A 14,169-nucleotide genomic window follows, 5' to 3' on the forward strand; every position below is an offset into this window, starting at 1 on the left:
CCGATTCCAGCCTACGACCCATGTTCCAGCTCAAGTGCCGAGTGGTCCTTCAAGGATGCACAATTAACGCGTAATCTGCCTTAAATTCTAGATTAAACGTTTCAGCCAGCGTATTTTTACGACGTTCGCTACTGAGTGCCTACTGCCAATTGACTACTCAGTCAGTTATTACCGAACGCCTCTACACTGTTTTATTCAAAACAATACCTAGTGCACCCATTGCACTAACTAGGAGAACGGCATGCTTGAGCTCACTGTAGAGCAGATATCCATGGGCCAAGTGGCTGCGGATAAATCTGCTGCCTTGCACCTGCTCGCTGACAAACTGGTGGCTGATGGCCTGGTCGCCGAGGGATACCTCAGCGGCTTGCAAGCCCGTGAAGCCCAAGGCTCGACCTTTCTCGGCCAGGGTATTGCCATCCCCCACGGCACTCCCGAAACCCGCGACCAAGTGTTTTCCACCGGCGTGCGCCTGTTGCAGTTCCCCGAAGGGGTGGACTGGGGCGACGGTCAGATTGTCTACCTGGCCATCGGCATTGCCGCCAAGTCCGATGAACACCTACGCCTGCTGCAACTGCTCACCCGCGCCCTCGGTGAAACCGATCTGGGCCAGGCCTTGCGCCGTGCTGGCAGCGCTGAAGCGTTGCTGAAACTGCTGCAAGGCGCCCCGCAGGAGCTGGCGCTGGACGCGCAGATGATCAGCCTGGGCGTGTCCGCCGATGACTTCGAAGAGCTTGTCTGGAGAGGCGCACGCCTGTTGCGCCAGGCCGATTGTGTGAGCAATGGTTTCGCCGCTGTGTTGCAGCAGGTCGATGCGTTGCCCCTGGGCGATGGCTTGTGGTGGTTGCACAGCGAGCAGACGGTCAAGCGCCCTGGTCTGGCGTTCGTCACGCCCGACAAACCCATGCGCTATCTCGGTCAGCCGCTCAATGGCCTGTTCTGCCTGGCCAGCCTGGGCGAAGCCCATCAGGCGTTGCTTGAACGCCTGTGCGCGCTGTTGATCGAAGGCCGAGGCCAGGAATTGGGTCGCGCCACCAGCAGCCGTGCGGTACTCGAAGTGCTGGGCGGTGAACTGCAGCCGGACTGGCCGAGTGCCCGCATCACACTGGCCAACGCCCATGGCCTGCACGCGCGGCCGGCGAAGATCCTCGCGCAATTGGCAAAAAGTTTTGAAGGCGACATCCGTGTGCGCATCGTCGATGGCCCCGTGGGCGCCGTGTCGGTGAAGAGCCTGAGCAAGTTGCTCAGCCTGGGCGCCCGTCGCGGCCAGGTGCTGGAGTTTGTCGCCGAGCCGACCATTGCTGGTGATGCGCTGCCCGCGCTGTTGGCGGCAGTAGAAGAGGGCCTGGGTGAAGAGGTCGAGCCATTGCCGACCGCGAGCGCCCAGCCTGCCATCGTTGAGGCCGAACCCACGCTCAGCGCACCGCTGGCCGGCAGCCAGGTCCAGGCCATCGCCGCTGCGCCCGGCATTGCCATCGGCCCTGCGCATGTGCAGATCCAGCAAGTGTTCGATTACCCGCTGCGCGGTGAGTCCTCGGCCATTGAGCGCCAGCGCCTGCAAGATGCACTCGCTGAGGTACGCCGCGATATCCATGGCCTGATCGAGCGCAGCCAATCCAAGGCGATTCGCGAGATTTTTATCACCCACCAGGAAATGCTCGACGACCCGGAACTCACCGATGAAGTCGACACCCGTCTCAAGCAAGGCGAAAGCGCCGAAGCCGCCTGGATGAGCGTGATCGAAGCCGCCGCCAAGCAGCAGGAGTCGTTGCAGGATGCTCTTCTCGCTGAACGCGCCGCCGACCTGCGTGACATTGGTCGTCGGGTGCTGGCCCAACTGTGCGGTGTCGAAACCGCCCAAGAGCCTACCGAGCCCTACATCCTGGTGATGGACGAAGTCGGCCCTTCAGACGTTGCCCGTCTGGACCCGGCTCGCGTTGCCGGCATCCTCACCGCCCGTGGTGGCGCTACGGCCCACAGCGCTATTGTCGCCCGTGCCCTTGGCATCCCTGCGCTGGTCGGCGCCGGTCCGGCCGTGTTGCTGCTGGCCTCCGGCACGCCGCTGTTGCTGGATGGCCAGCGCGGTCGCCTGCACGTGGACGCCGACGCCGCCACCCTGCAACGCGCTACCGTCGAGCGCGACACCCGCGAACAGCGCCTGCAAGCCGCCTCGGCCCAGCGTCACGAGCCAGCTGTCACCCGTGACGGCCACGCCGTGGAGGTGTTTGCCAATATTGGCGAGAGCGCAGGTGTTGCCAAAGCGGTCGAGCAGGGCGCCGAAGGCATTGGCCTGTTGCGCACCGAACTGATTTTCATGGCCCACCCGCAAGCCCCGGACGAAGCCACCCAGGAAGCCGAATACCGCCGCGTTCTCGACGGCCTCGACGGGCGCCCGCTGGTGGTGCGCACCCTTGATGTGGGCGGCGATAAACCGTTGCCTTACTGGCCGATTGCCGAGGAAGAAAACCCCTTCCTTGGTGTGCGTGGCATTCGCCTAACGCTGCAACGCCCGCAGATCATGGAGGCGCAATTGCGCGCGCTGTTGCGCTCGGCGGATAACCGTCCCCTTCGCATCATGTTTCCCATGGTCGGCAGCGTGGATGAATGGCGCGCAGCCCGGGACATGACCGAGCGCCTGCGCCTGGAAATCCCGGTGGCCGACCTGCAACTGGGCATCATGATCGAAGTGCCATCCGCTGCGTTGTTGGCGCCGGTGCTGGCCAAAGAGGTCGACTTCTTCAGCGTTGGCACCAACGACTTGACCCAGTACACCCTGGCCATCGACCGTGGCCACCCGACCTTGTCGGCCCAGGCCGATGGCCTGCACCCCGCGGTACTGCAACTGATCGATATCACCGTGCGTGCGGCCCATGCCCATGGCAAATGGGTCGGCGTATGCGGCGAGCTGGCGGCAGACCCGCTGGCGGTACCGGTGCTGGTCGGCTTGGGTGTGGATGAGTTGAGTGTGTCCGCCCGCAGCATTCCTGAAGTGAAAGCGCGGGTGCGTGAATTCAGTCTGAGCGAGGCCCAGGGCCTGGCGCAAAAAGCACTGGCGGTGGGTTCTCCTGCTGAAGTGCGTGCCCTTGTGGAGGCCGTGTAAATGGCAAGGATTCTAAGCCTGACGCTGAACCCGGCGTTGGACCTTACGGTGCGCCTGCCGCGCCTGGAACCCGGTGAAGTCAACCGCAGCGACACCGTGCTCACCCATGCCGCCGGCAAGGGTGTGAATGTGGCGCAAGTGTTGGCAGATCTGGGGCATCAGGTGACCGTGGGTGGCTTTCTGGGGGAGGACAATCCTCAGGCTTTTGAGGCCCTGATCGCACGCCGTGGTTTTGCCGACGCGTTTATCCGCGTCCCCGGCGAAACCCGCAGCAATATCAAGATTGCCGAGCAGGACGGCCGGGTCACCGACATCAACGCGCCAGGGCCGCTGGTCAGTGAGCAGGCGCAACAGGCGTTGCTCGATCAGCTCACGCGAATTGCCCCCGGGCATGACGCGGTGGTGGTCGCCGGCAGCTTGCCTCGCGGCGTCACCCCGCAGTGGTTGCATGGGGTGTTGGTGCAGTTGAAACACCTCGGTTTGAAAGTCGCGCTGGACACCAGCGGCGAAGCGTTGCGCGCCGGTTTGCAGGCGGGCCCATGGTTGGTCAAACCCAATACTGAGGAACTCGCCGACGCTCTGGATAACGCTGCGGATGCCATCAGCCAACTGCATCAACAAGGTGTGGAGCATGTGGTGGTCTCCGACGGCGCCGCAGGCGTGAGCTGGTACAGCTCGGGCGCCACACTGCATGCGACGCCGCCCAAGGTCGCGGTGGCCAGCACCGTAGGCGCCGGCGACTCGCTGCTGGCCGGCATGCTCCACGGTCTGCTCCGCGGCGAAGCCCCCGAGCACACCCTGCGCCGCGCCACTGCGATTGCTGCGATGGCGGTGACGCAGATCGGTTTTGGCATCAGCGATGACGCGCAGTTGGCGCACCTCGAAAGCGGCGTCCTCGTACGCCCGCTGACAGAACAATAAGAGGGTTTGTGATGAAGTTAGCCATTGTTACTGCCTGCCCGAACGGCATGGTCACCAGTGTGCTGTGTGCCCGCTTGTTGGACGCTGCCGCGCAACGCCAGGGTTGGAGCACCAGCGTTGAAGTGGTGGATGTGCAGCACCCGGAACGCGCGCTGTCCCAGGCGACCATCGACGCTGCCGAGTGGGTGTTGCTGGTCAGCAGCACCCCGGTGGATATGCAGCGCTTTGTTGGCAAGCGCGTGTTCCAGAGCACGCCGGCCCAAGCGCTGGCCGATGTTGAAGCGGTATTGCGGCGGGGCGCCGAAGAAGCACTGGTGCATGTCGCCAGCCAAGCGCCAGCGGCGTCGAAGCAGGCACCGCGTATCGTCGCGGTTACCGCTTGCCCCACTGGCGTGGCCCATACCTTTATGGCCGCCGAAGCCTTGCAGCAGACGGCCAAGCGCCTGGGCTATGACTTGCAGGTCGAGACCCAAGGCTCGGTCGGCGCACGCACGCCGCTGAGCCCGGAGGCTATCGCCAACGCAGACGTGGTGTTGCTCGCGGCGGACATTGAAGTCGCCACCGAGCGCTTCGCCGGCAAGAAGATCTACCGCTGCGGCACCGGTATTGCGCTCAAGCAATCCGAAGCGACCCTCAACAAGGCCTTGGCCGAAGGCGCGGTGGAAAACGCGGGCAACGCTGCCGTGGCCAAGAAAGAAAAAACCGGCGTGTACAAACACCTGCTCACCGGGGTGTCGTTCATGTTGCCGATGGTGGTGGCGGGCGGCTTGCTGATCGCTTTGTCGTTTGCCTTTGGCATTCACGCGTTCGAGCAGGAAGGTACTTTGGCGGCCGCGTTGAAAACCGTCGGCAACAGTGCCTTTACGCTGATGGTGCCGCTGTTGGCGGGTTATATCGCGTACTCGATTGCCGACCGTCCGGGTATCGCACCGGGTATGATCGGCGGCCTGTTGGCCGGCACGTTGGGGGCGGGGTTTATCGGCGGCATCCTTGCCGGTTTCCTGGCGGGTTACTGCGTCAAGTTGATCACCCGTGCTGTGCAATTACCGCAAAGCATGGAGGCGCTCAAGCCGATCCTGATCATCCCGTTGCTGGCGAGCCTGATTACCGGCCTGGCGATGATCTATCTGGTGGGCCCGCCTGTGGCGCGCATGCTGACCAGTCTCACGGATTTCCTCAGCACCATGGGCACCACCAATGCGGTGCTGTTGGGCATCCTGCTGGGCGGCATGATGTGCGTGGATCTGGGCGGGCCGATCAACAAGGCAGCCTATGCGTTTTCGGTGGGTTTGCTGGCAGCGTCCAGTGGGGCGCCGATGGCCGCGACCATGGCCGCCGGTATGGTGCCGCCGATTGGCATGGGCATCGCAACGTTCCTGGCGCGTCGTAAATTTGCCCAGACCGAGCGCGAAGCCGGCAAGGCCGCGATGATCCTTGGCCTGTGCTTTATCTCTGAAGGCGCGATCCCGTTTGCGGCTAAAGACCCGCTGCGGGTGATCCCGGCCAGCATCGCCGGTGGCGCGTTGACTGGCGCTTTGTCGATGTATTTCGGCTGCAAACTCGCCGCGCCCCATGGTGGGCTGTTTGTGCTGGTGATCCCGGGTGCGATCAACCACGCGCTCTTTTACCTGTTGGCGATTGTCGCGGGTAGCCTGTTGACCGGTTTGGTCTATGCCGTGATCAAACGTCCTGAAACGGTGGAACTGGCTGTCGCACCGGTGTCATAAGCGCGTGCTTAAGTGGCCCTTTTGATACTCAAGAGGGCACCTGCATGAGCCATTTCGATCTGGGCCGGCGCCGTGTGATGCAAGTCGTCGGCGCCGGCCTTTTGCTGCCGGGTCTGGCGCCGGCGGTGATTGCTTCGGTGAAGGACCGGCCGCAACTCACCGACGGCGTACAGTCCGGCGACCTACTGGGCGACCGCGCCCTGATCTGGAGCCGCAGCGACCGCCCGGCGAGGATGGTGGTGGAGTGGGACACCCGCAGCGTGTTCAGCAACCCACGCCGATTCATCTCGCCTTTGGCCGACAACCGCAGCGACTTCACCGCCCGCGTCGAACTCACCGGACTGCCCGCCGACCAGGCGATTTTCTACCGTGTGCACTTCGAAGATGCCCAAACCGGTGTCGCCAGCGAGCCGTGGTTCGGCCACCTGCGCAGCGTGCCGCAACAGCGTCGCGACATCCGGTTTGTGTGGAGTGGCGACACCGTCGGCCAAGGCTTCGGCATCAACCCGGACATCGGCGGCATGCGCATCTACGAAGCCATGCGCCTGCGCCTGCCGGACTTCTTTATCCACAGCGGCGACACCATCTACGCCGACGGCCCGGTGCCGGCGCAACTGCCCACCGAAGGCGGACGCATCTGGCGCAATATCACCACCGAGGCCAAGAGCAAAGTTGCTGAAACCCTCGACGAATACCGCGGCAACTACCGCTACAACCTGCTGGATGAAAACGTACGCCGCTTCAATGCTGAAGTGCCGCAGATCTGGCAGTGGGACGACCACGAGGTTGTGAACAACTGGTCGCCCAGCAAGCAACTCGATGAGCGTTACCAGACCAAGGACATCAACACCCTGGTCGGTCGTGCGCGCCAGGCCTGGTTGGAATATGCGCCGATGCGTTTGCAGGGCGCCGATGGCGGCGGGCGGATTTATCGCAAGCTAAGCTACGGGCCGCTGCTGGATGTGTTTGTGCTGGATATGCGCAGCTATCGCGGCGGCAACGATGACAATCTGGGCGGTGAAAAACCCTTCCTCGGCCGCGAACAGCTGGACTGGCTCAAGCGCGAACTCAAGGCTTCAAAAGCGCAATGGAAAGTGATCGCCGCCGACATGCCCATTGGCCTGGGTGTGCCCGACGGTGAAGTCAGCCCCGGCGTGCCGCGCTGGGAGGCGATTGCCAATGGTGACCCCGGCCCGGCGCAAGGGCGCGAGCTGGAAATCGCCGAACTGTTGGCATTTCTGCGCGCGCAGAAGGTACGTAATCATGTGTGGCTGACGGCGGATGTGCACTACTGCGCGGCGCATCACTATCACCCGGATCGGGCGGCGTTTCAGGATTTTGAGCCGTTCTGGGAGTTTGTTGCCGGGCCTTTGAATGCGGGCAGCTTCGGCCCGAACCCCTTGGATAAAACCTTTGGCCCTGAGGTGGTGTTCGAGAAGGCCCCACCCGCGCAGAACACCTCGCCGTTTGCCGGGTTTCAGTTTTTTGGCGAAGTGCAGATTGATGGGCAGACAGCGGAGTTGACTGTGACTTTGCGCGACTTGGATGGGGTCTCGGTATTCCAGCAAAAACTGCAACCGGTCTGACTTGAAATGCACTCTAAATGAGGGAGGAGGCTTGCCCCCTCCCACATTGGATCACATCAGTAGACATCCCGGCGGTAGCGGCCTTGTTCGATCAAGCGCTCCACCGCTTCACTTCCCAGTATGTCGACCAGCGCCTGATCTACCCCGGCCGCCATCCCCTGCAAACTTCCGCACACGTAAATCGCTGCGCCATCGGCCAGCCATTTGCGCAGCACATCGGCCGATTCGCGCAGGCGGTCCTGCACGTAAATCTTCTCTTCCTGATCGCGGGAGAATGCCAGGTCCAGCAACGCCAAATCACCGCTGGCCAGCCAGCCTTGCAGTTCGTCCTGGCACAGGTAGTCGTGGGCGATATTGCGTTCGCCGAACAGCAGCCAGTTGCGCTGCTGGCCATCGGCAATCCGCGCCTTGAGCAAGCTGCGCAAGCCCGCCAGGCCGGTGCCATTGCCCAGCAGGATCAGCGGCACTGGGACGTCCGGCAGGTGGAAGCCACTGTTACGCCGCAGGCGCAGGCTGATGCCCGTGCCGAGGGCTGCGTGTTCGGTGAGCCAGCCGGAACCCAGGCCCAGGCTGCCGTCGGGGTGGCGTTCCTGGCGCACGATCAACTCCAGCACGCCGTCGCTGGCAATCGAGGCGATGGAGTATTCGCGCATGCCCAAGGGCGCCAATGCGTTCACCAGCGCCTGGGCATGCATGCCCACCAGATGCGCACGGTTTCCCGGCAGTTGGCGCGTGGCCAGGGCTTGGCTGAGTGGAGTGGCTAAACCGTCGATCAACACGCCATCGGTGCCGGTCAGGCCAAGGCCGCTCAGGAAGTGCTCAATAGCTCGTGGGCAGTTTCGGGGCAGCACTTCTACCAAATCGCCGGCTTGCCAGCTTTGTGGCGAAGGTGGGGTGAGGCCGAGCAGGTAAACGTCCGAACCCGTGCTGTTGCGGTTGAGCAGGCTGCGTTGGGTGAGTGTCCAGTGTTCGTACTGGGCCGTCGGCCATGCAGCGGCCGGTGCCTGACCGGTTAACTGTCCGAGCTCTTGTTGCCAATGCAGCAGCGCGGCCGTGTCGCCGCTGTCCACTTCCACCGGGGCGAACAGCGGGTTGCCGCCCTGGTTGGTCAGCCAGAAATGCAGGCGCCGGGCAAAGCCGCAGAAGTGTTCGTACTGACGATCACCCAGGGCCAGCACCGAGTAATTCAGGCCCTTGAGGGACAGGTCCTGGCCGAGCACTGAGCGTTCAAAACCACGGGCGTTGTCCGGGGCTTCGCCGTCGCCGAAGGTGCTGACCACGAACAACGCATTTTCTGATTGGCGCAGGTCGTCCTGGCTCACACTGCCCAAGGACTGCACTTTCACTGGCAGGCCAGCTGCCTGCAATTGTCCGGCGGTCTGCCAGGCCAGTTGCTCGGCAAACCCGCTCTGGCTGGCAAAGCCGATCAGCCAGGCCGGAGCGTCGCTGTGGTTGGCGCTTAGGCCGTTGCGGGCGTCGCGCACCTGGCGTTTTTTGCGGCGACGGTCCAGGTACAGCAACCAGCCAGTGATGAAGAACAGCGGCATCAGCAATGAGCTGACGGTAAGGATGATTCGCCCGGCCAGGCCGAAGTAACTGCCGGTGTGCAGCGCATAGATGCTGGTCAGCAACTGCGCCTTGAAGCTTTTGCTGGCGTACTGGTCATGGGATTTGACCTCGCCGGTAGCCGGGTCCAGGTTGATCTGGTTGAGGGCACGGTCATGGGGCGAGTCTTTCAGCAGGTAGTAGACGGTCGCCGGTTGCCCTGCAACGGCGGGCATGCGGATGTTATAGGCATTCAAACCCGGGCCGGCCTGGCTGTAGATGCTGCTCCACATCGCGTCATAGTTGGCTACCGGTGCTGGGCCTTCCGGCGGCGGGCCGCGCTTGCGCATCCGCTCGGTTTGCGGCGCATCGGACAGCAGTTTGTTCAGGCCCTGGCTGTACCAGTCGTAGGACCAGGACAACCCGGTGAGCGCCGCGAGCAAGTACGCCAGCAGGCACCAGGTGCCGAATACCGAGTGCAGGTCCCAGTTGAAACTGCGGCCTTTTTTGCGCCAGTCCAAGGTCAGCCACACGCGCCAGTTTGCCACCTGGCGCGGCCAGCGCAGGTACAGGCCGGACAGGCAGAAAAACACCAGGATCAGCGTGCAGGCGCCCGTGATATTTCGCCCGGTTTCACCCATGGCGAGGAAGCGGTGCAGTTGCAGGATAAAACCGAAGAAGTCCTGGCCAACCGCGTCGCCCATGTAGTCGCCGGTGTAGGGATCGAAGTAGCGCAGTTGGCCACGTCGCTCACCCGGCGGTGGGGTAAAGAACACGCGCGCGGCGTTGCCACTTTCGCTTTCCACGAACAGCATGGACACGGTCTTGCCTTCGGTGGCTTCCAGTTTGCGCACCAGTTCGGCAGGCGGCAGTACGCCGGCTTCGCGTTTTTCTACGCTCAGTACGTGGGGGTTGAGAGCCCGCAGTAGTTCATCCTGGAACGAGACCGCAGCCCCGGTGATCCCCATCAAGGCCAGCACCAGTCCGGCAGTAATGCCGAAAAACCAGTGCAACTGGAACAGGGTTTTCTTCAACACGTCTGACCGCCTCGTCTATCTGGGTATGTAGGGCACGGCGCGCATTATGCCGTGGCTTGTCGAGAAACATTCTGTTTAACACGCAAAAGCCCCACGCATCCGATGCGTGGGGCTTTTTGCTATGTGGAGCGGTGGTTAGAAGTGGAAGCTGGTGGACACCAGCGCCGTGCGCCCAGCCGCCTGGTTGGCGAAGTGCGAGGCGTAGGCCTTGTCGTAATAAGTCTTGTCCGTGAGGTTTTGCACGTTCAACTGCAGGTCGACGTTTTTGGTCAGCTTGTAGCTGGCCATGGCGTCGTAGCGAGTGTAGGACGGCACGTACACGGTGTTGGCCGCATCGCCATAAACCTGGTCGACGTAGAACGCGCCACCGCCGACGGTCAGCTTCGGCGTTACGTCGTACGTGGTCCACAGGCTGAAGGCGTTCTTCGGGGTGTTGGGCATTTGGTTGCCTTTGTTGGAACCGGCCTGGACCACGCCCTGGCGGTTACCGTTTTTGCCTGGGTCAACCAGTTCGGCTTTCAGGTAGCTGTAGCCGGCGAACACTTGCCATTGATCGGTGATCTTGCCGCTGGCCGACAGTTCCAGGCCATCGACTCGCGACTCGCCCGCGGTTTCGTAGGTGTTGGAATCCACCAGGATGCGAGTGTTTTTCTTCTCGGTGCGGAACACCGCTGCAGCCAGGGACAGGCGGTTGTGGAACAGGTCCCACTTGGTGCCCAGCTCGTAGTTGACGGTTTCTTCGGGTTTCAGGTCGCTGGTGTTGATACCGGTCGGGATCGCGTTGTTGTCGACGCCTTCACCCACCAGGCCGCCGGCCGGCGATGCCGAAGTGGCGTAGGAGGTGTAGATGCTGCCGTTGTCCAACGGCTTCCAGACCAGGCCGGCCTGCCAGTTGAAGAACTGGCTGTCGTCCTTGACCTTGCTGCGTGCCTTGACCGTCGAGGAGGGGACGGCATTGGTGTTGGCTTCGGTGTCGAAGGTGTCGTAGCGCAGGCCGACGTTCAGCAACCATTTCGGGTCCAGCTCAATGGTGTCGAATACGTAGGCGGCGCGGCTGGTGGCCTTGGTGTTGGTGCCGTTGTAGTTGCGCGCGATGCTGCCGGTCCAGGCGTCATCCGGGTTCGGGTTGCTCAGCGAGGTGCACTGACCGCCCAGGCTGCCGGCGGCCACGGTACAGGTCGGGTTGGTGTTCGGGCTGACGGTGTAACCGCTGACGCGGGTTTCTTCGCCGGTGAATTCCAGACCGGTGGAGTAACTGTGCTTGAAGCCCAGAGCCTGGAAGTTGCCGAACAGGTCGGTCTGGTTGGTGGTGGTCGTGGTGGTCGACACGCGGGTGTTGGCGCGGCGCCAAACGGTACCGAAACGGTTGACGTTGCGCTGGCTGTCGTCGGGCTGGGTAAGGACGTAGTCCTGGCCGGTGCTGCCATGGCGCAGGGTGTTTTTCAGCGTCATGTCGTCGTTCAGGTCGTGCTCAATGGAGATTGTGCTGATGTCGGCGCGGGTCTTTCGGAAGTCACGATCCTTGAGGCCGTAGAAGTTATTGCTGTCGCCGCCGTCGGTGGGCTTGTCATGGCCGTGGGTGGTGGCGGTCGACGAGCTATAGCCGTAGGGAATGCCCGAGTCCGGCAGGTCGTTGCTTTCCATGTGGTAGTAGCTGAGGTTGACGCGGGTCGGGGTGCCCAGGCCAAAGGTCAGCGACGGGGCCACGCCCCAACGGTCGTAATTCACGGCGTCACGGCCGGCCACGTTCTGCTCATGGGTCATCAGGTTCAGGCGGAACGCGGCGCTGTCGTCGAGGAACTGGCGGTTTACATCGAGCACGTAGCGACGGGTCTGGTCGGAACCGTAGGTGAAACCGCCGTTGGTGAAGTCCCGGGCTTGCGGGGTTTTGCTCACCAGATTGAGGCTGCCACCGGCCGAGCCACGACCGCCGAAAGAGGAGTTCGGGCCTTTGCTGACTTCAATGGACTCGATGTCGAAAATCTCACGGCTCTGGCCGCCGGTGTCGCGAACACCGTCCAGGTAGGTGTCACCCTGGGCATCGAAGCCGCGGATGAATGGCCGGTCACCTTGAGGGTTGCCGCCTTCGCCGGCGCCGAAGGTAATGCCCGGTACGGTGCGCAAGGCATCCTGCAACGAGGTAGCGGCGGTGTCCTTGAGTACTTGTTGCGGCACGACGGTGACGGAACGTGGCGTGTCCACCAGAGGCGCAGTGTATTTCTGCGAAGAGGCTTTCTCGACCTGGTAGGAGGTGGCGTCCTGTTCTTCCCCGGTGATGCTGGTGGCGCCCAGGGAGATGCTGTTGCGCTGGCCTTTTTGTTCTGTGTCTTCGGCCGCTTGCGCCATATGGGCGACAGAACTGGCACCGAGGGCGACGCCGATGGCCGAGGCCAGCAAACGCGGTGAACTGGCAGTTGTTTTTAGCGTAGTGCGCGACATGACGTGTCCTTTCCCCAAGGATGTGAGGCCGCGGAATATAGGGTGAACAAGTATTCATATCAATTGCGATACATTGCTAATTGCGCTGAATTTACATTCTTTACACTTTTTGCTTACGGTTTTTACGGACTCGTCCGTCATGGCGTTTTACAGGGCGGATAAGAATCAATACCATTGGCGCCTCTCTGCCTACAGGTATTGCCCCATGCTGCTGCACATTCCCGGCCTGTTCTCTCGCGAGGAAGTGCAGCGCATCCGCCAAGCCCTGGAAAGTGCCGACTGGGCCGACGGAAAAATTACCGCTGGGCATCAGTCCGCCAAAGCCAAACACAATCTGCAATTGCCCGAAGGCCACCCGCTGGCCAAGGAAATCGGCGCGGCGATGCTCGAACGTTTGTGGCAAAACCCTCTGTTCATGTCAGCGGCGTTACCACACAAGGTGTTCCCTCCGTTGCTGAACTGCTACACCGCCGGTGGCAGTTTCGACTTCCATATCGACAACGCCGTGCGTCAGCCTAAAGGCAGTCACGAGCGGGTGCGCACCGACCTTTCATCCACGCTGTTTTTCAGCGACCCGGATGAATACGACGGCGGCGAACTGGAGATCCAGGACACTTTCGGTCTGCAACGGGTCAAGTTGCCCGCCGGCGACATGGTGCTGTACCCCGGCTCCAGCCTTCACAAAGTCAACGCCGTAACCCGTGGCGCGCGCTATGCCTCGTTCTTCTGGACCCAAAGCCTGGTGCGCGAAGACAGCCAGCGCACGTTGCTGTTCGAGATGGACGGCGCGATCCAGCAACTGACCCGCGACGTGCCCGATCATCCCGCGCTGATTCAGCTCACCGGCACCTATCACAACCTGCTGCGTCGCTGGGTAGAGGTCTGAGCATGGGCTTCCTATTGCGCCGCGAAGAGGTGCTCAACGTCGAACAACTGCAAGGCATGCTCGACGACTCACCGGTACGCGCCGCCCAGGCGATTCTGATCGCAGCGAAGGAAGGTGTGGTGGATGCCCAGGCCTTGCTCGGGCAAATCCTGCTGGAGGGACGCGGCATTGCACGCGATGAAGCGCTGGCATTGCGCTGGTTCCGCATTGCGGCTCAGAGCGGGCATTTGATGGCTCGTAATATGGCCGGGCGTTGCCTTGAGCATGGCTGGGGCTGTGCCGTCGATGAAGCGGCGGCGGTGCTGGAGTACCGCTTGGCGGCGCAGGCCGGATTGGATTGGGGGCAGTACAACTACGCCAACTTACTGGCGACCGGCCGTGGTGTTGCTGAAGATCAGCAGCAAGCACTGATGCGTTATCGCCAGGCGGCGGAGCAGGGGCACGCCAAGTCGATGAACCTGCTGGGGCGCTACCTGGAAGAAGGCCAGTTTTGCCCGAAGGACCTGGATGCAGCCGTTGAGTGGTACCGCCGCTCAGCCGAAGGCGGGGATTTTCGCGGGCAGTTCAGTTATGCGGCGGTGTTGGCCGACAGAGGCCAGATCGAGGCGGCGCTGGAGTGGCTGCGCAAGGCGTTGGCGAGCGGTAATCTGAAGTTCCTGCGCACGGCGCACAAGGCGCTGGCAGCGGCGAATGATCCGCGTATTCGTGCGATGGCGCAGGCCTATCAACAGCGGGCTGCGATGCTTTCATAGTGCACAAAAGCTTTTAACAGTCCGTGGCATAGAAACTGACATTACTTCGCTGGCGAAAAGGATTTACACATCGTCATCATTGCCTCACACGAGCCTGCTTATACGTTAAGCGGGCTTTTTCATTGGTGTGTCTCGTGTGTATAAAAAAGCGCATTGCCTAATGGCGGTGTGTAATA

At 62.2% G+C, this 14,169-nt stretch carries 8 protein-coding genes; 6 read left to right on the forward strand and 2 right to left on the reverse strand.

Going from position 1 to position 14,169, the window contains the following annotated elements; translation table 11 throughout:
- Positions 1-241 precede the first annotated feature (241 nt).
- From ptsP to ACEN2T_RS07495, 4 genes are read left to right on the forward strand one after another with little or no spacing between them, the layout of a single operon-like run.
- Positions 242-3,100, forward strand: a complete 2,859-nt coding sequence (ptsP, locus tag ACEN2T_RS07480; RefSeq protein ID WP_442116521.1) for a phosphoenolpyruvate--protein phosphotransferase — start codon at positions 242-244, stop codon at positions 3,098-3,100.
- Complete coding sequence (pfkB, locus tag ACEN2T_RS07485; protein WP_442116522.1) at positions 3,101-4,021, forward strand: 1-phosphofructokinase; 921 nt, start codon at positions 3,101-3,103, stop codon at positions 4,019-4,021. It begins immediately after the preceding gene.
- 11 nt (positions 4,022-4,032) lie between these two features.
- Positions 4,033-5,748, forward strand: coding sequence for a PTS fructose-like transporter subunit IIB (locus tag ACEN2T_RS07490; protein ID WP_095183809.1), 1,716 nt, complete (start codon positions 4,033-4,035; stop codon positions 5,746-5,748).
- A 44-nt stretch (positions 5,749-5,792) separates the two neighbouring features.
- Entirely contained in the window at positions 5,793-7,334 is a 1,542-nt protein-coding gene (locus ACEN2T_RS07495) for an alkaline phosphatase D family protein (protein WP_442116523.1), read from the forward strand.
- Positions 7,335-7,390: 56 nt separating this feature from the next.
- Here ACEN2T_RS07495 and ACEN2T_RS07500 read toward each other — a convergent pair whose 3' ends face one another.
- Both ACEN2T_RS07500 and ACEN2T_RS07505 read right to left on the reverse strand, forming a co-directional pair.
- Positions 7,391-9,916, reverse strand: a complete 2,526-nt coding sequence (locus ACEN2T_RS07500) for a PepSY domain-containing protein (protein WP_442116524.1) — start codon at positions 9,914-9,916, stop codon at positions 7,391-7,393.
- Between the two features lie 135 nt (positions 9,917-10,051).
- On the reverse strand, positions 10,052-12,355 hold the full coding sequence (locus tag ACEN2T_RS07505) for a TonB-dependent receptor (protein WP_095183812.1): 2,304 nt from the start codon (positions 12,353-12,355) through the stop codon (positions 10,052-10,054).
- A gap of 205 nt (positions 12,356-12,560) precedes the next feature.
- On the opposite strand from ACEN2T_RS07505, the gene ACEN2T_RS07510 reads away from it, so the two are divergent.
- Together ACEN2T_RS07510 and ACEN2T_RS07515 are read left to right on the forward strand one after the other, a co-directional pair.
- A complete protein-coding gene (locus ACEN2T_RS07510; RefSeq protein WP_032886214.1) occupies positions 12,561-13,241 on the forward strand; it encodes a Fe2+-dependent dioxygenase in 681 nt (226 codons plus the stop codon).
- Positions 13,242-13,243: 2 nt separating this feature from the next.
- Positions 13,244-13,993, forward strand: coding sequence for a tetratricopeptide repeat protein (locus tag ACEN2T_RS07515; protein ID WP_442116525.1), 750 nt, complete (start codon positions 13,244-13,246; stop codon positions 13,991-13,993).
- Positions 13,994-14,169: the final 176 nt, after the last annotated feature.

This window comes from Pseudomonas sp. W22_MBD1_FP4 (assembly GCF_052113765.1).
Taxonomy (GTDB): Bacteria; Pseudomonadota; Gammaproteobacteria; order Pseudomonadales; family Pseudomonadaceae; genus Aquipseudomonas; species Aquipseudomonas sivasensis.

Excerpts from the sequence above, each read along its gene's own strand:
- ptsP (WP_442116521.1), top strand. The coding sequence starts at position 242 with ATGCTTGAGCTCACTGTAGAGCAGATATCCATGGGCCAAGTGGCTGCG.
- ACEN2T_RS07505 (WP_095183812.1), bottom strand. The coding sequence starts at position 12,355 with ATGTCGCGCACTACGCTAAAAACAACTGCCAGTTCACCGCGTTTGCTG.
- pfkB (WP_442116522.1), top strand. The coding sequence starts at position 3,101 with ATGGCAAGGATTCTAAGCCTGACGCTGAACCCGGCGTTGGACCTTACG.
- ACEN2T_RS07495 (WP_442116523.1), top strand. The coding sequence starts at position 5,793 with ATGAGCCATTTCGATCTGGGCCGGCGCCGTGTGATGCAAGTCGTCGGC.
- ACEN2T_RS07510 (WP_032886214.1), top strand. The coding sequence starts at position 12,561 with ATGCTGCTGCACATTCCCGGCCTGTTCTCTCGCGAGGAAGTGCAGCGC.
- ACEN2T_RS07515 (WP_442116525.1), top strand. The coding sequence starts at position 13,244 with ATGGGCTTCCTATTGCGCCGCGAAGAGGTGCTCAACGTCGAACAACTG.
- ACEN2T_RS07490 (WP_095183809.1), top strand. The coding sequence starts at position 4,033 with ATGAAGTTAGCCATTGTTACTGCCTGCCCGAACGGCATGGTCACCAGT.